The sequence below is a fragment of the Pseudarthrobacter raffinosi genome (assembly GCF_023913735.1).
GTDB classification, from domain to species: Bacteria; Actinomycetota; Actinomycetes; order Actinomycetales; family Micrococcaceae; genus Arthrobacter; species Arthrobacter raffinosi.
The window spans coordinates 277,168-298,283 of sequence record NZ_JAMXBH010000001.1 but is presented as its reverse complement, the minus strand read 5'-3'; the positions used below and the strand labels follow the sequence as shown (position 1 = coordinate 298,283).

The following is a 21,116-nucleotide window of genomic DNA, read 5'->3' as shown; positions in this document are numbered from 1 at the left end:
GCGCGGGTGCGGGCGGATGCGCTAGCTGGCGCTCTTCTGGGCCACGAGCTCGATTTCGACGAGCATCTTCGGGTCAAGGAACGGCAGGACGTGCACGAGGGCCAGCGTGGGGCGGATCTCGCCGAAGACTTCGCCGTGGGCGCGGCCAGCTTCTTCCCATTTGCTGATGTCCGTCAGGTACAGCTTGGACTGGACCACGTCTTCGAAGCTGAAGCCGGCATCGGCCAGGACCGCGCCGAGCTTCTGCAGGATGTATTGGGTCTGCGTGTAGAAGTCCTCGCCCACAATGCCGTCCTCGCCGCTGGCGGCCGTGGCGGAAATATAGAGTGTGTTGTCCACCTGGACGGCACGGGAGTAGCCGAGGGTCTGCTCCCAGACGGAGCCGGTGCCGAATATTTTGCGCATGGTGGGCCTTTCAGTGCCGAAAACGAGTCGGCACCACTTTAGGTTGGCTGGATGTCAAGCCGGTAAACCAGCAGCTTTATGTCGGTGCCCGGAATCAGCCAGTCACGCTCGGGGACTCGTTTGAAGCCTGTCTTCCGGTAGAGACCATGGGCGCTCTCCCAGGTCCCGCCGGTGGTGAGGGCCACGCCCGTGATGCCCTCCAGCGATTTCGCATGCTCAATGATGGCTTCCACCATGGCCTTGCCTGCGCCGCTGCGCTGCACCGCCGGATCCACCACCAGCATCCGGAACTCCAGCTCATCCGGCAGGGCGATGTCGGCGAACGGTTCACCTGCCAGTGCCAGCGTCACGGAACCCACCACCTGCCGGTCCCGCTCGGCAACCCAGATCGTGGCCTTTGCCGCACGTGCGGCAACATCCTGGATCTGCTGCATATAGGGATGGTCCGCGCTGTCGAAATACCCTGCTGCCAGGTACGAGTCCACGGTGATCGTGGCGATGGCCTGGAAGTCTGCCTCAACGGCCGGTCGGATGGTTATTTGCGATTGCACCTGACAATGTTAGTGGGGCAGCACCGTCACAGCGGAAACTTGCCGGACAGGGCCAAGGTCCCGGCGCAGGTCCAGGCGGCCAGCCTGTCCTCGTCGGCGGGTCCGCCGTCCAGCGGACTGGCCAGCCGGGGACGCCGGACCCAGCAACCGGCTTCCTCGGCAATCAACGCACCGGCGGAGAAGTCATGTTCGTTGAGCCCGCGTTCGCCGTAGGCGTCGTGGGTCCCGTCAGCCACCATGCAGAGATCCAGCGCTGCAGAGCCCAGCCGCCGGACGTCGGCAAATCCATCCATCAGGCTGCCCAGAAGCGCAGCCTGCTCGGCGCGGATGGCGGGGTCGTAACTGAAGCCGGTGGCGAGGATCTGCCCGGCGCGGTCCGGCGCCGGGCCCTGGAGCTGGGTCACCCGGCCGCCTTCTTCCAGCCACGCACCCTGGCCGCGGGCAGCGTAGTAGACGCGGCCCAGCGCCGGGGCGTTGACGACGCCGGCCAGCCAGACGCCGTCGGCATCCGCCACTGCCACGGAGGTGGCGTAGTAGACGATGTTCCGGATGAAGTTGGTGGTACCGTCCAGCGGGTCGATGGACCAGCGGTAGCCGGTGGGTGCAGCGGGCCGGGTGGTCCCATGCTCCTCCCCCGTGATGGTGTCCTGTGGACGGGCGGCCGTGATGGCATCCCGGACGGCATTCTCCGCGGCGACATCAAAGGCCGTAACCCAGTCGCCGGCGTCGCCCTTGTTGCTGACGTCAAGCGTCTCGCCATTGCGGGAAGCCAGCACGGCGGCGCCGGCGGCGGCTGCTTGCCGGGCCACCGCAAGCAGTTCGGTGTTGAGATCCGGATGGCTCATTCGGCTGCCTCTTCTGATTCTGTGGGCGTTGGTATGGGCGTGGCTTCGGCAGCGGGGGCCGGGCCGTTCGCAAGGAGCTCCCGGAAGCCGTCCTCGTCCAGGACCGGAATTCCGAGCTGTTCGGCTTTGTCCAGTTTGGTGCCTGCGCTTTCGCCGGCGACGACGTAGCTGGTGTTTTTGGAGACCGAACCGGCCGCTTTGCCGCCCCTGATGAGGATGGCTTCCTTGGCCTCGTCCCGGCTGAAGTTCGGCAGGGAGCCGGTAACCACAATGGTCAGACCTTCCAGCGTGCGCGGCGTGGATTCGTCGCGCTCATCCGCCATGCGGACCCCGGCCGCGGCCCAGCGGTCAACGATTTCCACGTGCCAGTCCTCGGCGAACCATTCCTTCAGCGCGGCCGCGATGGTGGGCCCCACGCCGTCCACATGGGCCAGGTCCTCCTCGGAGGCGTTCCGGATGCCGTCCATGGTGCCGAACGCGGTGGCCAGGGCGCGTGAGGCGCGGGGGCCAACGTGCCGGATGGACAGGGCAACGAGCACCCGCCACAGCGGCTGCGTCTTGGCTTTGGTCAGTTCGTCGAACAGCTTGTTCGTGGTTGCCGTGGGCTTGGATGGCGTCTTGGCCGTTGCCTTTGTCCAGAAGTACGGGACCAGGTCCCACGTACCCGTGCCCACGCCCTTGTCGCGCTTCTCCCGCCAGACCAACACGCCTGCCAGTTTGTTCCGCAGCTCGTCCAGTCCGGAATCCGCAGCCAGTTCAAACAGTGCGGACTCACTGGTCAGGATGCCGTCGCCGGCCGGTTCCACCCTTCCGCCGTTGGTGGCTGGATCCGCACCCGGTCCGGAGGTCAGCGCGATGGCTGCCTCCCAGCCCAGGGCCTCGATATCGAAGCCGCCGCGCCCGGCCAGATGGAAGACGCGCTCCCGAAGCTGCGCCGGGCAGGAGCGGGCGTTGGGGCAGCGGATGTCCACGTCCCCTTCCTTGGCCGGTGCCAGCGGTGTGCCGCAGGCAGGGCATTCGGTGGGCATCACGAAGTCCCGCACCGGCGGTTTCTGCTGGTCGCGCAGGGCGAGCACCGGCCCCACAATTTCCGGAATGACGTCCCCGGCCTTCCGCAGGACAACGATGTCGCCGATCTTCACACCCTTGGCCTTGACCACATCCTGGTTGTGGAGCGTGGCCATCTCCACGGTGGACCCGGCCACCTTGACGGGCGTCATGATGCCGTACGGGGTGACGCGTCCGGTGCGTCCGACGTTGACTGCAATGTCCAGCAGTTTGGTGTGGACTTCCTCCGGCGGGTATTTATAGGCCACGGCCCACCGCGGCACCCGGGTGGTGTAGCCCAAGGCACGCTGGGTGGCGAGATCGTCAACCTTGACCACAATGCCGTCGATTTCATGCATAAGGTTGTGCCGTTGTTCGCCATAGCGCTTGATGAAGGCAAGGATCTCCGGCAGGCCCCCGAGAACCTCGAAGTACGGACTGACGGGAAGGCCCCATTGTTCCAGCACGGCGTAGGTCTGGGACTGGCTCAGGGTTTCCAGCCCTTCGCGCGCACCAATGCCATGGACAAACATCCGCAACGGACGCTTGGCGGTTTCCGCCGGATCCTTTTGCCTGATCGAACCGGCGGCGGCATTCCTGGGGTTGGCCAGCGGCGCCTTGCCGGCTTCGATCAGTGCCTCATTGAATTCCGCAAAAGCCTTGGAAGGGATAAAGACCTCGCCCCGGATTTCCACCTCCGGGGGAAAGCCGGTGCCCGTCAGTTCCGTCGGGATTTCCTTGATCGTCAGGACGTTGTGGGTGATGTCTTCACCCGTGGTTCCGTCACCCCTGGTGGCCGCCCGGACCAGTTTCCCGTCGCGGTACAACAGGTTGACTGCGAGGCCGTCAATCTTCAGTTCCGTGAGCCACGCGAGCTGAGCCGTGTCCCCCAGCTTGCTGACGCCGGCCTCGGCTTTGGTGATCCAGGCCTCCAGCTCCTCCAGGGAAAAGACGTCCTCGAGGCTATACATCCGCTGCAGATGTTCGACGGCGGCGAACGCGGCTGAGACTTCCCCGCCAACCTCCTGCGTAGGCGAATCATTGGCTACCAGCTCCGGATGCAGGGCCTCGATCTCCTCCAGGCGCCGGAACAGTTCGTCGAATTCAGCGTCGGAGACCAGGGGTTCGTCCTCCTGGTAATACGCAAACCGGTACTTCCTGACCAGGTCCGTCAGGTTCTCATATTCTTCGCGCACTGACCCGGCGGGGACGGCGTCCGGCTCGGTTAGTTCCTCAGTGCTGTTTGCTGTTTCCTCTGCGGGGACCGGTGCTGTGCTCACAGACCTATCTTGCCTTACCGCCCCGACATTGCGCCCAAACGCCCGGTGGGCATGGAACGCCCCCATGTAGGTAGCAGTAACTGTCGTTATGAGCGCTCATAACGACAGTTACTGCTACCTAGTTGGGAAGGGCGGGGCTGGCAGGGTCAGTGTGAGGCGAGGCGGTTCCGGCTCCACCAGGCGAAGGCGAGGCCGGCGACTCCCACCAGCAGCACGCCCGCCATGATGGCCAGCAGGCCGGGGCCGCCGAAGAGGCCGGAGCCGTCGTTCCGGGAAACGGCGGCAGCCTGTGTGGGCTTGGCCGACTTGGTGACTGGCTTGTTCCAGTTCGATTCCGTGGACGGGGGTACGGACGACGGCGGGCTGGGGATGGTGGTGCTGGGCGCGGCCGACGGCGATTCCTCAGTCGGCGAAACGCTCGGTTCCGGGGCGAGGGTGGCAACCGGTACCGGTGCTGGCGCCACGGGCGGCGGCGGCGGGGGCTCGATCACGGGGGCCGCCGACGTCTGCGTCGGGGATGGAGTTGAGGTGTCCGTCGGCCCGGGCTTCTGATTGCCCGGCTCACAATTAATGATGCACAAACCCGGTGCCGGTTCGCCGTCGTCGGCCTGCGCCGGGGCCGCCGCAGAAAGGCCAACCAGGAGCGCCAGCACCGCAGCCACCGCAGCAGCTGAAACGTCGCGGAGCACGGATGAGGATCGGATCATGGTTACCTTTTCGACAGTGCGCGGCACCCCTTCCGCGGCGAAACAGTGTTTCCGGTAGTCTCCTACAACGCGCCACGGGCCTGCAAATCCGTTGGATTTACGGCCCGGTGGAAGGCAACGGCTCAGCCCCTGTTTTCCGGCGGCAGGGCAATCTGCAGTTTCCGTGCCTTGCCGCGTCCCACGATGTAGCCGCGGCCAGGTATGAACTCCGGACTGACCCGGCCCAGCGACGTGTTGAGCAGGCTGTCCCCTTCGATGTCCCCCGGGTTGATGAGCAGGCCCCGGCGTCCGGATTTGAAGGGCTGGGCCAGGGACCAGGCGGAGGACCAGGTTGACGTTTCCGATTCCCCGATGACCCACTGGTCGGCCTTGATGGAGGCCGACACGAGCTGCGAAACGCCCGATTCCGCAACGGTATCCGTGAACTCGGTCAGGCCTTCGATGAAGATCTTCAGTTTCCCGGGGTTCCCGGAGGAGTGTTCGGTGAGGTCCTCGATGATCTCAGCCAGGTCATCGGCACACCCACCACCGAACGGTTCCAGAGCGGCAGCGACGCTACTGCGGAGCGGCGCGAGCCGATGTACACCAACTCCGTGTCCGGATTGGATCGGCGCAGCGCGTACGCCAGGGTCACCAGCGCCACCGTCCCGCCGGTCCGCCACGGGATCGAGTCGATGAGACCGCCGATCGTCCGGGCGGCCGCTGCGGCCGCAGGCGGTGTGGCAGGTGGACCTGCGGGTTCGTGGGCGGGGTGTGCAGGAGCCAGGCTGGCCGCTGCCTCCGGCTGTCCTGGAGCGTTCGCCTGTGCCGCATCGACCGGTGCCGGAGACGCGCCAACAGGTGCCGCGGGGACGGCGTGATCTTCCTCTGGTTCGTCCCGGACGGCTGCGTCCTCGATGCTGCGGACAACAGTCCGTTCCCAGAGGTGGTCGTAGCTGCCGGTCATTTCGTGGGCCGGGACCTGATCAGGATATGTGGGTTCCGGGGCGGGCTCCATGTCCGGCCCGGCTTCCGGGGCTTCGGCAGCAAAATTGGAGTCGTCGTCCAGGAGCCCCATCACCGTTTCTGCCTAGACCTCCCGGTCATGCTCCGGCGCTGGTTCAGACGCAGGTTCAGGTGCAAGTTCAGGTTCCGGCTCAGCTTCCGCCTCAGGTGCAGTTTCCGGCGCGGGTTCAGAGTCAGGCTCCGCTACCGTTTCATTGACCGGTCCAGCGTCCGCTACGAGGACGACGCCGCCGACAGCGGTGGGTGCCTCGACCTCAGCGGGTGTGGCCAGCCGGAGCCGCCACCTCGTCCGCCGGAGTTCCGGTGAGCGACACTGTCAGCGACTCCAGCAGGACCACGCCATCGCTGAGCGGCAACGCGGGCCCGGGCTGGCCGTTTCCGGCCACAGTGAGGCGGTACCACTCGGGTGTGTCCAGGCGGCGCTCCGTCCAGGTGGTGACGTCCCTCCCGTTCAGGTCCACCGGGCCGCCGGGCAGCTGCACGGTCAGGTCCAGGTCGCCGCGGAGGAAGATCCGGAGCGCGTCACCGGAATCCACTATCCCGAACGACGGTATCTGCGCCAGGGAAACGCCGAAACTGCTGGTGACGGCGTGGAGCACTTCGTGGCTTCCGGTGCGTGCTCCAGCAGTTCCCACAGGGACTGGACCAGGGCAGGCGGGGGTCCCGGGACCCAGGAGGACCACAGTGTTGGCCCGGACAACACCGAGCCAAGTGCCCGCGGCGTATGTTGCGGTGGCCATGTCAGTGTTCCCCTCTTCCGTCGTCCCGGCCGGCCGGCCGGCTGGCGTCAACAATCCGCCCCCGGGGCAGGGTGACCTCTTCCGCGGCATCAGCGGAGGGGCGGGGCGCCGTGGTGGCGATGCCGCCGTCGTTCATCACGTTCCTGGCGTCCACCACAATGACGGTGACGTTATCCCTTCCGCCGTTGCGGAGCGCGGCCTGGATCAGGGCATCCACCGCGTCCTGCGGATGGCCCACGGTGCTAAGGATCCGGAACATGTGCTCATCCGTCAGCTCTGCGTTGAGCCCGTCCGAGCAGACCATGATCCGGTCGCCTTCCTCCACGGGCAGGAGCCAGTAATCAGCCTCGGTCTCGTCCCCCGTGCCCAGCGCCCTCGTGACAACGTGGCGGCGGGGATGGACGGTGGCCTGCTCAGGCGTGATTTCACCGGCATCCACGAGTTCCTGGACCTCCGAATGGTCCACGCTGACCTGCTCGAAGTGCCCCTGGCTCAGCCGGTACGTGCGGGAATCCCCGATGTTCATGACCAGCCAGTACGGCATGCCCATCTGTTCCACCACAACGGCTCCGGTGAGCGTGGTCCCGGCGCGGGCACCTGTCACCTCCCGGATGGAACTGTCGGCGCGGAGCAGATATTGCTGGAGCACTGCCGCCGTGATGCTGCGCTCCCCGGTAGCGAGCTGCGGCATGGCAGCCAGGGCGCGCACACACATGCCGCTGGCAATCTCGCCGGCTTCGTGTCCGCCCATGCCGTCTGCCACGGCGAAGACGGGGTCGGAGGCGATGAAGGAATCCTCGTTCAATTCCCGGCGCAGCCCGCGGTCCGTTCCGCAGCCGTAACTGAGGCTGAGGCCGGTTCCGTGGTCTGCGTCAGCTGGGTCACTGGCGGGCTGTGAGTTCATGCTTGTCCTAGGTGGAAGGAACGGTCACCAAAGTGGACAGTGGATCCCGGGCTGACAAAAGCGGGCACGCCCGGCTGCAGTGGGGTGCGCCGTCCGTCCGGTGTTGTGACGGCGCTGCCGTTGGTGGAGTTCCGGTCCGTCACCCAAATGCCGGCACCGTCGGTCAGCAGGTGGAGGTGCGTCTTGGAGATCGAGCGGCCGGGATCACTGACCGCCAGGAGCTGGGCCTGCTGCTCCCCCGCCTGGCCAAGGGGGTTCCTGCCCAACAGGACGTTGCGGTCGAGACGGAAGTCCCGGCCGTCGTCGAGCTTTAACCGCAGCACGGCGACGGGCGCCGCATTCGTTGCGCCGCCGCGCATCTGCGTGCGGTCGAGGTCGTCATCGGGATGGAACTGGGCGCCCGGCGCGGGAACGGCAGGGGCCGCGTACGGGACATGCGGCTGGAAAGGAGTGGACGACGGCGGCGCGTCCGGCTGGGGTGCGAACGACGGCGGCGCGGCTGACGGTTGAGCCGTGTACGGCTGCGGGGCGTACGGCTGCACGGGTTGTTGGACCGGCGGCTGTTGGGCGGACACAACCTGGGGCGGCTTTGCGGCCCCGGCCACAGGCGACGCGACCTGCTGGACAGGCGGGAGTTCCAGGGGCGCGAAACTGTACGGGCCCTGGATGCCGCCGGACGTGATGGGGTTCCGGCCGTCCTTGACGTCGAACACCAGCGTTTTGGCCACGGTGTCATGCCAGCCGCGGAGCCCGCCGTTGCGGTCCCAGGTGTTGGAAACCACCACCAGCACGGCCCACACCGCGCCGACCAAAAGCAGCGGTCCGAGGATGAAGACAGCCACATCGAACCATTTGAAAATGACGATGGCCACGGCGGCCAGGAGCGCCAGGATGATGCCCGCGCCGGTGATGAGGCCGCGCAGGAACACTCCCCCGGCGCCGGGGGCGTAACCATCCTTGTCAGCGCTGCGGATGCCCATGACGTGGTTGCCGAGGGTCTTCCCGGACCGGCCTTCCATGCCCACCAGGACCGCCAGGTAGACCAGCGTCAGTCCCAGGCCGATGCTGCCGAACAGCACCAGCGAACCGGTGTCATAGATGATGAAGCCGCCGCTTTGGGTGCGGGTGATTCCCGCGAATCCGATGGCGAAAGTCACCACCAGGACCGCGATGGGGGCCAGCCAGTCGAGCACTGCTGCGCCGAGCCGTTTCCCCGCCGTGGCCGGAACAAGCTCAAGATTGGCTGCCATTCCCGTTCCTCCCCCTGGAGCCGTTTGTACTACCGGGATAGTACCGGGATTCTGGCTGGCGTGCGCCGCCGCACGCTCCTTCATGGCCCGCTGTGCATGGTCCACGTTGCGTCCGCTGCGTGCCGCCCTGTTGGGCAGCGGAGCACCGCACGCCGGACAGAACGTGGCGCCGCCCCGGATCAGTTGCTGGCACTGCTGGCAGCGCTCGGCCTCGTTCATCATGAGTCAGTGGGGTTCTTCCTTCCAGGGTTCCGCATAACGGTGGACTCATCAGGCTCGGAAGCCGCCGCCGCCGTCCCGGATCCGCTGTCCTGAACTGCCGGATTCGGGGTTCCGGCACCGTCCGGGCCGGTCCCCACCCTACCGGTGGCGGACCGCCATCCGGGGGAACCCTGGCCGGACGGACGCACCAGCGGGCCCAGCCCGAGCCTGGTACCGCGCAGCTTAAGGGCGTTGCGGCCATCAGCCAGCAGCGACCGGGGCGAGAAGCGGGCCTGCTGGCGGCGCCAGAACCCCAAAGTCCCGGCCATCTCCTTCAGCGAGCCGTCCACGATGGTCCAGTATTCCCGGACCTCCTCCTCGCTGGGCTGGCCGGCGCCGAAGATGGAGGCATCCGCACGGTGCGCCAGCATGGTGGGGGTCTGCCCGGTGGCCGGGAACGAGTCAGCAAGCACCACTGCGCTTTCGCGCCGGGTTGCACGGGTGTCGATGCCGGCGCCCAAATCCGAGGCGAGGCTCACCACCTCGTTCCAACCGCCGCCCACACGCTGGGCCGGGTGCCCCTCCGTGAGGCGGGCCTTCCGGCGTCGTGATTTAAGGAGCGCGATCAGCAGCAGCGGCAGGGCAAGGATGGACAGCGGGATCAGGGCAATGCCCAGGGCCCCGAGCAGGGCACCCCAGAAGAGCCACGGATTGTTTTTCTTCTCGTCGGCGTCCGGCGGGATGGGGACGTTGTCCTTGGGCGGTGTGGGGTCGAAGCTGACCCAGCCCACCCGGTCGAAGGCCACCTCAACCCAGGCGTGGACGTCCTTGCCCGTGACCTTTACCTCGCCGGCGCCGTTCTCGGGGCTGGTCGGCTCGAGGTAGAAGCCCATGACGACGCGTGACGGGATGCCCAGGTGGCGGAGCATCAGCGACATGGACACGGCATACTGCTCGTCGTCGCCGAGCATCTGCTTGGCGGTCAGCAGGTTCCTGATCCGCGACGAGCTGTGTCCGGAAACGCTGGGCAGCTGGCCGTCAGCCACCAGGCCGTTGCTGAAGGCGCCCGTCTTTTGGAAATGCGCCTCGATCTGGCGGACCCGGTCAATCGCGGTGGGCGCATCGGCCGAGAGGTCGTTGGCCTGTGACCCCACCACCGGCGGGACCTCGACGGCGTCCGGCAGCGTAATCTTCGCGAAGTCGTACTGTGTCAACTGACCGTGTTCGAGCTTCACGGGATCGGACACCTGGACGCTGTAGGAATCGCCCTTGGACAGGCCCTGCGTGGTCACGGCCGTGTCTGTGCCTGCGTTGAAGTACAGGCCCGACGCCGCGGCGGAGGCGCTCTGGTCAAAGCTCAGGCCGGTGGTCTTCCGGCCTCCCGGGAGTAGCCCTGGTAATCCTCGATGGTGATGTCGATGGAGTAGTCATTCGAGGGGACGATGCCGGAGGTGTCGGCCAGGGTGTTGATGGATTCGGTGTCGCCCACCTTGCTGAAGCTGCCGGAGCCGTTGGGATCCATGTTGTAGTTGGCGCCGTTGAAGGCATCCAAAGCCCCCAGCCGGACACGGCCGTCCCGGGGCAGTCCTTTGACCACGAACAGGGTGTCGTCTTTCTTGTCCTTGACGAACGTCCGGAAGCTTGCCAGGGGCGTGACGTAGTCCTTGGGATCGAACGGCGGAACCACCACGTTGCGCAGGACCTTGCGGTCACCGCTGGCGGTGACCAGGGGCGCCGCCACCGCGGTAATGGCGACGTTTGCGGCGATCACGGCAGCGGCCGTGCCCAGCCGGCGGAGCTTGGCCCGCTGGGCTGTGGCCGCATCGGTCTGCGGACGGTTGACTGAGACTTTTCGCGTGTCGCTGCGCCGCAGCGCGTCACGGCGGAAGGTGGCCCAGGCAATCGCAATGACGGTGAGATCGATGCCGCGCTCCACGGTGAGGAAGGCAGCGTTGGTGCTGAAAGCTATGCCCGTGACGAAAAGCCCCAGCACGGGAAGCAGTGGCCAGTAACGATCTTGTTGTGGCGCTTCTTGAGACCGAATTTCCCCAGCAGTGATGTCACAGCGTTACTAATCCCTCAATTGTGTCGCGGCCCCCAGTGCGGCCCCCCAAAGACCCGATACCGGGCTCTCTGTTCCCCGCGTCAGCCTACCGAAGCATGGCTGCGGCCGCGATGGGGAGCGCCCCCCTAGCGCTGCGGGACAGGCCGCCGCCACGGTCGACTATAGCGTGATACGCCAACAACTGGATAAACCCGCAGGTCGCGGCCGGGGACGGTAAACGGCTAGTCGAGGACCAGGCCTTTTCCTTGACCGCGTGCCAGAAGCACGGGATGGATTTCGCCGAACCCGCGGACATTTTCAGCAGGCTGCGGAACGAGAATGAAGCGCTTGTCCTGGTCCAGCGCGGAAGCAGTCATGGAGTCGATCAGGACCGTTCCCGGATCCGCCAACGTGGTAAGCCGGGCGGCGAGGTTGACTGTGGGGCCGTAGATGTCCCCGAGCCGGGACAGGATCCTGCCCCAGACCATCGCCACCCGCGCTTCCGGCAGGATCTCGTCTTCGGTGAACGCCTGTGCCAGGGCCAGCGAGATCTCGGCACCGGCAGCCGGCGTTTCCGCGATATACAGGACTTCGTCGCCTACGGTCTTGACCAGCCGCCCGCCGCCAACGGAAATGATCTCGGCGCATTTGTTCTCAAAGCGCTGGACCAGCCGGGCGAGGGTCTTTTCATTCATCCGGCGGGAGAGACTCGTATACGAAACCAGGTCAGCAAAGCCGACAGCGCGGGCCAGCGGCAGCGGGGCGTCGTCTTCGTCCCCGTCGCGGCCTTCTTCGCTGGCCTGCAGGCCGGCCTCGGCGCGCACGGCCAGGCGTTGCACGCCGGCATTGAGCTGCCGCCGCCACGAATAGACCAGCATCTCCTCCAGCGCGTCCAGCAGGGAGGGCAGTTCCTTCACCAGGCGCTTGCGGGCCACAGCGTCGGTGACGCCCTGCTCGTGGACCATGTCCTCCACCAGGGCCTCGATCTGCCAGACCACCATGCGGTCTGTCATCTGTCCGATGGACCGGGTCACGGAGATGGCGGCCTCTTCGGTCAGCACCCCGGTGCGGACCAGATCAACCACGGTGGACAGCGCAGCCTGATCCCGTTCGGTGAAGGCGACGTCTTCGTCGCCGAAGTTCGGGAAGCCGAGGGCACGCCACAGCTTACGGGCAGAAAGGAGGGACAGCCCTGCGCCGGCGGCCACCTCACGGCGCCGCAGCTTCCGTTCGCCGCCCAACAGCCGGGCCTCGAGAGCCTTGGCAGCCACTCGTTCCGGAGAGAGTGTGCCTGTCGCCGGGTGGGCGGCTTCGGGCACGGCGGGAGCCGGCAGGTCCGCTTCGTCCCGCTGGTCCTCATCGTTCATCGTCTCCACCTTCTCTCAACTCCCACGGCAGCACTTCGTCTGTGTAATCCGATATCTCATCAGTCCCCGGGTCCCCGCCCACAGGCAGTTCGTCAATCGCATCCAGCACGAAGTCCCGGAACCGCACTGCTTCCGGGACGTCCTGGATGTTCACCACACCTTGGTACCCGGTTTCCAAGGATATATTCCCGGAGCGCAATATGCGCTGCAGCACCGACTGGTGGACCGTCACGTTGCGGATCGACGCGAGGTTGACCTGCTCGTCCCGGCGCCGCACCATGCCATAGCGGGCAATAATCCGCCGGCTCGTGAGGATGTACCGGGTTGCCTGCCACCGCAGGAGCCGAGGCAGGCAATATGCCAACCATATCCACGCAGCGGCCAAGACGCATGCAAGGACGATCCAGGGTGTCCAGTCAGCGGAAGCCACCGGCACCAGCCGGGTAGCCTCGCCCCGCACGGTCCAGGCACTGGCAAAAGCTGCAGCGGCCGGTGCGGCAATAAAGGCTGCGGCCGGGCCGACCAGCTTCCTCGGCTGCGGGCGGGTGATCGTAATGACCTGCTCGCCCGGCACGAGGCCTTTACGCATAGCCGCTTTCAGCGCCCTGGCCTGGCGGGGTCCACGGGCGCAGGTGGACAACATCGCCGGCGGTGACCACATGCTCGCGGCGATCCTTATCCACCACCAGCAGTGAGCCGTACTCGTCCAGCCTCGAAGCGTGCCCGATGATCTCGTGGTCACCGGGCAGCTGCGCGCGCACTTGCTTGCCCAGCGTCGCCATGGCGGACTCCACCCGTTTGTGGAGCGAAGGGCCGCCGGCAATCCCGGCGGCGGGGTCGCCGTCGGCATTGCAGAAGCTGCGGTAGAGCACGGCGAAATGGGCGAGGTAGCTCTTGAGCAGCACGGTCCGATCAACAGTCAGCGGTTCTTCCAGGGCAACCGACGTCGCTGTGGGCACCGGGAGTTCCGACGCGGTCAAAGTCACGTTCAGGCCGGTCCCCAAAATGACCGGAGGAACAGAACCGTCCCCCATGGGCCCCAGCTGGGCCAGGATCCCCGCGATCTTGCGGCCACGGACCAGGACATCATTGGGCCACTTGAGCTCGGCCGGAAGGCCCGCGGTCTCAAGAAGCGTCTGCCGCAGCGCCAGCGCGCCCAGCAGTGATAGCCACGAATACGTGTGCGTGGGCAGGGGCCTGCCCTCGGCATTGGCGGGCCGCAGGACCAGGGACACCGACACGGAGCTCAGCGGCGGCGCTTCCCACCGCCGGTCCAGGCGTCCGCGGGCAGCGGTCTGGTACTCGGCTGTCAACACCGACAGGTCCGGCCACTCCTTTGGCTCAACCGTCACCGAGCGCAGGAGGTCCGCGTTGGTGGAACCGGTGGAGTCCACCACCACCACCTTGGCGATGCCGGTGGCCGCCAGGAAATCCTGGTCCGCCAAGGCTCCACGATCCAACGGATTTCCTGGGGTGTGTGAGTCATCCATGGTTGAATCCTATCGACTCAGGCGCCGCCGCTGGCTGTTCCCACAGCCACATGACTGGAACCCGCAGCTCAGAGGAATATGTCCGGAACCAGGCGATCCTCCGCGGCCCCGAGGCTGTACGGACGGAAGTCGGTGACACCCGCCGCGCGGAGCACCTGTTCGTCCGTGTAGAAGTTGCCGCTGGGTGCACCGGCGCCGGCCAGATTGCCGCCGGTCAGGACGGCGTGGGCTGCGTCGGCCATGATCTGTGGTCCGCGCGCGGCCTGGACGATCTCCTGGCCGCCGGGCATGTTCCGGATGGCCGCGGTATCGATGAGGGTGCACGGCCAGAGCGAGTTGACGTTGATTCCGTCGGCCTTGAGTTCTTCGGCAAGGCCCAGCGTGGTGAGGCTCATCCCGTATTTGGCCATGGTGTAGGCCAGGTGCCTGCCTGCCCAGTGGGGGTCAAGGTTCAGGGGCGGCGACAGCGTCAGGATGTGTGCGTGGGCCGATTTGCGCAGGGCGGGCAGTGACAGCTTGGACAGCAGGAACGTGCCGCGGACATTGATGTCCTGCATCAGGTCGTAGCGTTTCATGTCCACGTCGTCGGTGGTGGAGAGATCGATCGCGGATGCATTGTTGAGCACGATGTCGATCCCGCCGAAGCGTTCGACGGCGGCCGCCACGGCTCCTGCGACGTCTTCGTCGCTGCGCACATCACCGACGATTGCCAGGGCGTGGCCCCCGGCGGCCTCCACCTGCTCGGCGGCGCTGAAGACGGTGCCTGCCAGCTTGGCGTGGGGCTGGCCGGTCTTGGCCATCAGGACAATATTGGCACCGTCCTGTGCCGCCCGGGTGGCAATGGCCAGCCCGATGCCGCGGCTGCCGCCGGACATCAGAATGGTGCGGCCCCGAAGGGACCCGGCGGCCTGGTACGGCGTTGCGGCAGTGGACCGTGCGTCGTTGCTGGAAGTCATGGCTCCACTGTAGCCGAGGTATGTTACTGGTGAGTAACATAGGGCTGACCGCTGGAAAGTGCGGAAAATTGTAGGTTTTCTACAGTCGTCCCACACAGATGCGTCATTAGACTAGCCAGCAGGGTTCGTCTTTTGTGTGGAATCTACTTAAAACCCGCACCTGACCTGCCAGTTACCACCGCACGCTGCACCACATTGTTACAGCACCAATCTGCTACAGAGCCGGAGACACTTGATGAGCCACGATCTGACAACGACAGCGGGAAAGATCGCCGATTTCCGCGACCGCCAGGCCCGTGCAGAACAACCCTCCGGCCCCGAAGCCATCGAGAAGCAGCACGCACGCGGCAAGAACACTGCCCGCGAGCGCGTGGACCTGCTGCTGGACGAAGGCTCGTTTGTGGAGCTTGACGCGCTGGCGGTGCACCGCTCCACCGCCTTCGGCATGGAAAAGAAGAAGCCGCTCGGCGACGGGCTGGTCTCGGGCTACGGCACCGTGGACGGGCGTCCCGTTGCCGTCTACAGCCAGGACTTCTCGGTCTACGGCGGATCGTTGAGCCAGGTCAACGGCGAGAAGATCGTCAAGGTCCAGGAATTCGCCCTGCGCAACGGCTGCCCCGTAGTGGGCATCCTCGACGGCGGCGGTGCCCGCATCCAGGAAGGTGTGGCCTCCCTTGCCATGTTTGCCGACATCTTCCGCAATAACGTCCACGCTTCCGGCGTCGTCCCGCAGATCTCGCTCATCATGGGACCGTCAGCCGGCGGCGCGGCCTACTCCCCCGCCCTCACGGACTACGTGGTGATGGTGGACAAGACCTCGCACATGTTCATCACGGGGCCGGACGTCATCAAGACCGTCACGGGCGAAGACGTGGACATGGAAACCCTCGGCGGCGCCCGCCAGCACAATGCCAACACAGGCACCTCCACGTACCTCGCCTCCGACGAAGCCGATGCCATCGATTTCGTCCGCGAGCTGCTGGACTTCCTGCCGTCCAACAACCTCGCCGAGGCCCCGGTGCTGGAGCACCAGCAAGAGCTGGAGATCAACGACGACGACCTCGCCCTGGACACGCTCGTCCCCGACTCTGCCAACCAGCCGTACGACATGCGCACAGTCATCGAACAGATCGTTGACGACGCACACTTCCTGGAGATGCAGTCCCTGTATGCCCCCAACGTCATCATCGGCTACGGCAGGGTTGAGGGACACACCGTGGGGATCGTGGCCAACCAGCCGCTGCAGTTCGCCGGCACGCTGGACATTGCAGCCTCGGAGAAGGCCGCCCGCTTCGTCCGGAACTGCGACGCCTTCAACGTCCCCATCATCACCCTGGTGGATGTGCCCGGCTTCCTGCCCGGCAAGGACCAGGAGTTCCAGGGCATCATCCGCCGCGGCGCCAAGCTGCTGTACGCCTACGCCGAAGCCACCGTCCCCAAGCTGACGGTCATCACCCGCAAGGCTTACGGCGGCGCGTACATCGTGATGGGCTCCAAGAAGCTCGGCGCGGACCTGAACCTGGCGTGGCCCACGGCGCAGATCGGCGTGATGGGTGCCCAGGGCGCCGTCAACATCCTGTACCGCCGCGACCTGGCCGCCGTTGCGGAGGCCGGCGGGGACGTTGAGGCCCGGCGCGCCGAGGTCATCCGCCAGTACGAAGAAGAGTTGCTGAACCCCTACCAGGCCGCCCAGCTGGGCTACGTGGACGCGGTCATCGCACCGTCCGATACCCGGGGCCAGATCATCAGGGGCCTCCGCGCCCTCCGCGACAAGCGGGCGAGCCTGCCCACCAAGAAGCACGGGAACATCCCGCTGTGATCGCGAAAGATCCGCTGGTCGGAGCCCCGTTGGTTGAGCCTGTCGAAACCAATGCGCCCGCCGATGCCCCCGTGCTCTCTGTGGTCAAAGGGCAACCCTCGGCCGAGGAACTCGCGGCGCTGACCGCCGTCGTGCTTTCCCTGGGCAGCGCGGACGCCGTGGCCGACGGGAAGCCCACCGCCCGTGACTGGGTGCGCCGCCAGCAGCTGCGGCTCGCCCCGACGCCGGGTCCCGGCGCCTGGAGGCGGAGCCGGGGTTAGGCTCGTGGGGTGACTACCGAAGCCGCCCCCGCCGCCCGTCCGCACTCCGCCATCGATGCCGTGGCGGATGACTATACCGACACGCTTATCCGCCTGAACCCGTCGCTTGCCACCGAGTTGGGGCTGCCGGGGCATGAGACCGAGTACCCGGATTACTCCCCCGCCGGCATCGCTGGTTTCGCAGCGGAAGCCCGCAAGGCCCTTGCTGCCCTGGAGGGCCTCGCGCCCCAGGACGACGTCGATACCGTCACCCTGGACGCCATGCGGGAACGGCTGGGCCTCCAGCTGGAAATCCACGAGTCCGGCTGGGACGTGGCGGAGCTGAACAACATCGCCTCCCCCGCACAGGACATCCGGGCCATTTTCGACCTGATGCCCACAGACACCGCTGAGCACTGGGAACACATCGCCGGCCGCGCGCTGAACGTCGGGGGCGCCCTCCGCGGCTACACCGAATCACTGCGCCAGGCCCGGGACGCGGGCAAGGTCGCGGCCGAACGCCAGGTTTCAATCGTCATCGAGCAGACCACCAAATACGCCGCCGAAGACGGCTTCTTCGCCAAGCTCACCACCGAGGCCCGGACTGCGGACGGTCCCCTGCCGGGCGAAACGCAGGAAACGCTCGACGCCGGCGCTGCCGCTGCCCGGCGTGCCTACCGGGAGCTCGCGGAGTTCCTCCGCACGGAACTGCTCCCTGCCGCGCCGCAGCAGGACGCAGTTGGCCGGGAACGCTACGCCCTGGCCTCGCGCTCCTTCCTGGGCGCCGCCGTCGACCTCGAAGAGACCTACGCGTGGGGAGTCCAGGAACTCGACCGGCTCATCGCCGAGCAGGAAAATGCTGCGTCCATCATCAAGCAAGGGGCCAGCGTCGAGGAGGCCAAGGACGTCCTCAACAACGACCCTGCCCGCCAACTCAAGGGAACGGAGGCCCTCAAGGCGTGGATGCAGGAACTCTCGGACAAGGCAGTTGCTGAGCTTGCCGGCGTGCACTTCGAGATCCCGGACGTGATGAAGAAGCTTGAATGCCTTATCGCCCCGACCGACGAGGGTGGCATTTACTACACGGGCCCCTCGGATGACTTCAGCCGTCCCGGCCGGATGTGGTGGTCAGTTCCTGCCGGCGAAGACACTTTTACCACCTGGGCCGAAACCACCACGGTCTTCCATGAAGGCGTCCCCGGCCACCACATGCAGGTGGCCACCGCCACCTACCGGCGGGAACTGCTGAACAAGTGGCGGCGCAACATCTGCTGGACCTCCGGCCACGGCGAGGGCTGGGCCCTATACGCCGAAAAGCTTATGCAGGAGCTCGGGTACCTGGCCGATCCTGGCGACCACATGGGCATGCTGGATATGCAGCGGATGCGGGCGGCCCGCGTGGTGTTCGACATCGGCGTCCACCTGGAACTGGAGATCCCCGAACGCTGGGGTAGCGGAACATGGACCCCGGAGGCGGGCTACGAGTTCCTCAAGGAAAACCTGCCCATCAGCGAAGGCCAGCTCAAATTCGAATTCACCCGCTACCTCGGCTGGCCCGGCCAGGCCCCGTCCTACAAAGTGGGACAGCGCCTCTGGGAACAGATCCGGGCCGACCTCGAAACCCGGCCCGGCTTCGACCTCAAGGCCTTCCACACGCGAGCGCTGAACATCGGCTCCGTAGGCCTCGATACCCTCCGCCGGGCGCTGCTCTCTTAGGTCTCTCGTGGCCCCGGCGGGGCCCGCATCCTCGGCGTGCTGCTCCTTCGTCGCTCTGACGCACGCTGCCGGATGCGGCCCCCACCGGTGATTGAGCCTGTCGAAATCCCCTCCTCGGTGAGACTCTTGCCACATCCGGGCTGGGAATAACTTCACAATTGCCTTGTGGGGCGGCGGATTTAGAGGGATTCCCGGGCTTTGAACGCGATTGGGCAGCGTAACATTTCTCAACATCTGTTCGCCGTGATAAGAAACCCGGGCCTAGCGTGTTCTGGTGAGCACTCAAACCCGCACCCCCGAATCCGCAGGAAAGACCGGCTTCCAGCTGCCCACGTGGGCCGGCTCGTTCGGTTTCCAGATCATCGCCGCCCTCATTGTGGGCCTTGGCCTCGGCCTGCTGGCCAAGTACACGGGCAGCACCAAGGCAGAGCCCAACGGTCTCGGCGCCACGCTGCAGACCATCGGCTCCAGCTACGTTTCACTGCTGCAGACCGCGGTGGTTCCGCTGATCTTCACCGCCGTGGTGAGCTCGATCTCGAACCTGCGCCAAGTCTCCAACGCCGCCAAGCTGGCCTGGAACACCCTGCTGTGGTTCGCCATCACGTCCCTGATCGCCGTCGTGATCGGCATCGGCCTCGGCGTGCTCCTGCAGCCCGGCGCCAACACCGGCATCACCCAGGAGGCCAAGTACGCCGGCAAGTCCGGTGACTGGTGGTCCTTCCTGATCGGGCTGTTCCCCAAGAACTTCCTCGGCCTCGGTGCCAGCTCCACCGTGACTGAAAGCGCCACCGCGGCCACCACAGTCAGCACCTCCATCAGCTTCAACGTGCTCCAGATCCTGGTGATTGCCATCGCCGTCGGCGTCGCCGCCCTCAAGGTCGGCAAGGCTGCCGAGCCGTTCCTGAACCTCAACGCTTCGGCGCTGGCCGTCATCCAGAAGGTCCTCTGGTGGATCATCCGCATCGCCCCGCTCGGCACGGTGGGACTGATCGGCAACGCCGCGGCCGTATACGGCTGGGACACCATCGGCGCGCTCGGCAAGTTCACCTTCGCCATCTACGTGGGCCTGGCCCTGGTGCTGTTTGTGGTTTACCCGACGCTGATCCGCTCGCACGGCCTGTCCGTGAAGCAGTACTTCTCCGGGGTATGGCCCGCCGTGCAGCTCGCGTTTGTGTCCCGCTCCTCGATCGGAACCCTGCCGCTGACCCAGCGCGTCACCGAGCGCAGCCTGGGTGTTCCCCGCGCCTACGCTTCCTTCGCCGTACCCCTGGGGGCCACCACCAAGATGGACGGCTGCGCCGCGATCTACCCCGCGATCTCCGCCATCTTTGTGGCCCAGTTCTTCGGCGTCCAGCTGGAAGCCAGCCACTACCTCCTCATCGCGCTCGTCTCGGTTCTCGGTTCCGCCGCAACGGCCGGCACCACCGGCGCAGTCGTAATGCTCACCCTGACGCTCTCCACGCTGGGGCTGCCCCTGGCCGGCGTGGGACTCCTGCTGGCGATCGATCCCGTCCTGGACATGGGCCGCACCGCGGTCAACGTCGCGGGCCAGGCACTGGTCCCCACCATCGTGGCCAAACGGCAGGGCATGCTCGACGAGGCGCTCTACAACGCACCCCGCAACGGCACTCCGTTTGTGGACGACGACGCCGACTCCTCCGCCGCGGATCCTTCCGCCATCGCCGGAGGTACTGACTCTCCGGAAGCCGGACGCGAACTGGCCGACGCGAAGGCCTGACCCACAGCTCGAACAGCAAACAGGAGAAGTCCCCGGGAAGTGCTCCCGGGGACTTCTCCTTATTCTGTGCCGGGATTCGCTCAGCCCGGCCTCTTGTTAGCGGCCGCCACCTCCGATGACTCCGTTCTGGACCGCCTTGGTCACGGCGTCGGCCTCGGCCTGGGTCAGCTTGCCGTCGGTGACGGCCTGGTCCAGGCGCGTCTTCAGAGCCGCGGCGCGATCTGCCTGCTCGGCGGTGCGCAGCTCTTCAAGCGCCGCCGTGACCTTGGCCTCGTCGATGCCGAGCGTCGCCGCGAGGGACTTCGCGAGCTCGGCCTGCTTCGCGGCCGGGTCCGGCCGGGTTCCTTCAGTTCCGTCGGCCGGCGGGGTGGTGGGCTTGTTGGCCTCGCGGTAGGCCTTCAGGGCCTCCGTCACCTTGGCCTCGTCCACGCCCAGCTTGGTGGCAAGTTCCGCTGCGTCCACGCCGCGGAAGCCGCCGTGGCCATGGCCGCCCCGCAAGCCCTTCCCTTCAGCTGGGGCAGTGCCGGTGCTCCCGTCGGCGGAGGCGCTTGAGCTGGCGCTGGGGGTGGGCGTCGGCGTCGTGGTTGCGGACGCCATGCCGGCGACGCCGATCCCGGCGCCAAGGGCCAGCGCGGTGCCCGTGAGGCCAAGGGCAATTCTCTTTGTGCGTACCATTCTTGTCTCCTGGATCTGCCGTCCGGTGACGGCTGGTGAAGATGTCCCAGACGGGACTCTTCCAGTCTTCGGCGGCAGGTTCAGGCTCAGCTGTCGGGAACCTTTCATCTTCCTGTGAATCAACTTGCGCGGCGTGC

At 66.4% G+C, this 21,116-nt stretch carries 17 protein-coding genes and 2 pseudogenes; 4 read left to right on the top strand and 15 right to left on the bottom strand.

Annotation, left to right across the window (positions count from 1 at the left end):
• Positions 1-21 precede the first annotated feature (21 nt).
• From NG698_RS01315 to NG698_RS01250, 14 genes and pseudogenes are all read right to left on the bottom strand, one after another.
• On the bottom strand, positions 22-405 hold the full coding sequence (locus NG698_RS01315; protein WP_252599957.1) for a RidA family protein: 384 nt from the start codon (positions 403-405) through the stop codon (positions 22-24).
• Positions 406-443: 38 nt separating this feature from the next.
• Positions 444-956 (bottom strand): GNAT family N-acetyltransferase, encoded by a 513-nt coding sequence (locus NG698_RS01310; RefSeq protein ID WP_252607852.1) that lies wholly within the window; start codon positions 954-956, stop codon positions 444-446.
• 26 nt (positions 957-982) lie between these two features.
• Positions 983-1,801 (bottom strand): inositol monophosphatase family protein, encoded by an 819-nt coding sequence (locus NG698_RS01305; RefSeq protein WP_252607851.1) that lies wholly within the window; start codon positions 1,799-1,801, stop codon positions 983-985.
• On the bottom strand, positions 1,798-4,128 hold the full coding sequence (gene ligA, locus NG698_RS01300; protein WP_308293009.1) for an NAD-dependent DNA ligase LigA: 2,331 nt from the start codon (positions 4,126-4,128) through the stop codon (positions 1,798-1,800). The genes NG698_RS01305 and ligA overlap by 4 nt, the downstream gene beginning before the upstream one ends.
• A gap of 146 nt (positions 4,129-4,274) precedes the next feature.
• The gene (locus NG698_RS01295; protein WP_252599954.1) at positions 4,275-4,835 is read right to left on the bottom strand and encodes a hypothetical protein; all 561 of its coding nucleotides are present in this window, start codon (positions 4,833-4,835) and stop codon (positions 4,275-4,277) included.
• Positions 4,836-4,957: 122 nt separating this feature from the next.
• Positions 4,958-5,574: pseudogene (locus NG698_RS01290) on the bottom strand (FtsK/SpoIIIE domain-containing protein); the annotation flags it as partial.
• Positions 5,575-6,094: 520 nt separating this feature from the next.
• Complete coding sequence (locus NG698_RS01285) at positions 6,095-6,580, bottom strand: hypothetical protein (RefSeq protein ID WP_252607850.1); 486 nt, start codon at positions 6,578-6,580, stop codon at positions 6,095-6,097.
• A gap of 1 nt (position 6,581) precedes the next feature.
• Positions 6,582-7,484, bottom strand: coding sequence for a PP2C family protein-serine/threonine phosphatase (locus tag NG698_RS01280; protein ID WP_252607849.1), 903 nt, complete (start codon positions 7,482-7,484; stop codon positions 6,582-6,584).
• Positions 7,481-8,956 carry an RDD family protein gene (locus NG698_RS01275; RefSeq protein ID WP_509908519.1) on the bottom strand — a complete coding sequence of 492 codons (1,476 nt, stop codon included), beginning with the start codon at positions 8,954-8,956 and terminating at the stop codon, positions 7,481-7,483. Before NG698_RS01275 ends, NG698_RS01280 begins: the two co-directional genes overlap by 4 nt.
• Positions 8,953-10,946: pseudogene (locus tag NG698_RS01270) on the bottom strand (transglutaminase-like domain-containing protein); the annotation flags it as partial. The gene NG698_RS01275 and the pseudogene NG698_RS01270, both read right to left, overlap by 4 nt.
• Positions 10,947-11,221: 275 nt before the next feature.
• On the bottom strand, positions 11,222-12,346 hold the full coding sequence (locus NG698_RS01265) for an adenylate/guanylate cyclase domain-containing protein (RefSeq protein ID WP_252601144.1): 1,125 nt from the start codon (positions 12,344-12,346) through the stop codon (positions 11,222-11,224).
• Positions 12,336-12,935, bottom strand: a complete 600-nt coding sequence (locus NG698_RS01260; RefSeq protein WP_252601142.1) for a PH domain-containing protein — start codon at positions 12,933-12,935, stop codon at positions 12,336-12,338. The genes NG698_RS01265 and NG698_RS01260 overlap by 11 nt, the downstream gene beginning before the upstream one ends.
• On the bottom strand, positions 12,928-13,836 hold the full coding sequence (locus NG698_RS01255; RefSeq protein WP_141139922.1) for a biotin--[acetyl-CoA-carboxylase] ligase: 909 nt from the start codon (positions 13,834-13,836) through the stop codon (positions 12,928-12,930). The genes NG698_RS01260 and NG698_RS01255 overlap by 8 nt, the downstream gene beginning before the upstream one ends.
• 68 nt (positions 13,837-13,904) lie before the next feature.
• The gene (locus NG698_RS01250) at positions 13,905-14,792 is read right to left on the bottom strand and encodes an SDR family oxidoreductase (protein WP_252601140.1); all 888 of its coding nucleotides are present in this window, start codon (positions 14,790-14,792) and stop codon (positions 13,905-13,907) included.
• Between the two features lie 235 nt (positions 14,793-15,027).
• Here NG698_RS01250 and NG698_RS01245 point away from each other — a divergent pair, with 235 nt between their 5' ends.
• The 4 genes from NG698_RS01245 to NG698_RS01230 all read left to right on the top strand — a co-directional run bounded on the left by NG698_RS01245 (position 15,028) and on the right by NG698_RS01230 (position 20,304).
• Positions 15,028-16,611 (top strand): acyl-CoA carboxylase subunit beta, encoded by a 1,584-nt coding sequence (locus tag NG698_RS01245; protein WP_252601138.1) that lies wholly within the window; start codon positions 15,028-15,030, stop codon positions 16,609-16,611.
• Positions 16,608-16,871 (top strand): acyl-CoA carboxylase subunit epsilon, encoded by a 264-nt coding sequence (locus NG698_RS01240; protein WP_252566216.1) that lies wholly within the window; start codon positions 16,608-16,610, stop codon positions 16,869-16,871. Before NG698_RS01245 ends, NG698_RS01240 begins: the two co-directional genes overlap by 4 nt.
• 9 nt (positions 16,872-16,880) lie before the next feature.
• A complete protein-coding gene (locus NG698_RS01235) occupies positions 16,881-18,566 on the top strand; it encodes a DUF885 domain-containing protein (RefSeq protein WP_252601137.1) in 1,686 nt (561 codons plus the stop codon).
• Positions 18,567-18,840: 274 nt separating this feature from the next.
• Positions 18,841-20,304 carry a dicarboxylate/amino acid:cation symporter gene (locus NG698_RS01230; RefSeq protein ID WP_252601135.1) on the top strand — a complete coding sequence of 488 codons (1,464 nt, stop codon included), beginning with the start codon at positions 18,841-18,843 and terminating at the stop codon, positions 20,302-20,304.
• A gap of 96 nt (positions 20,305-20,400) precedes the next feature.
• Here NG698_RS01230 and NG698_RS01225 read toward each other — a convergent pair whose 3' ends face one another.
• Positions 20,401-20,979: a hypothetical protein gene (locus NG698_RS01225; RefSeq protein ID WP_252607847.1), complete on the bottom strand. Its 579-nt coding sequence runs from the start codon at positions 20,977-20,979 to the stop codon at positions 20,401-20,403.
• Positions 20,980-21,116: the final 137 nt, after the last annotated feature.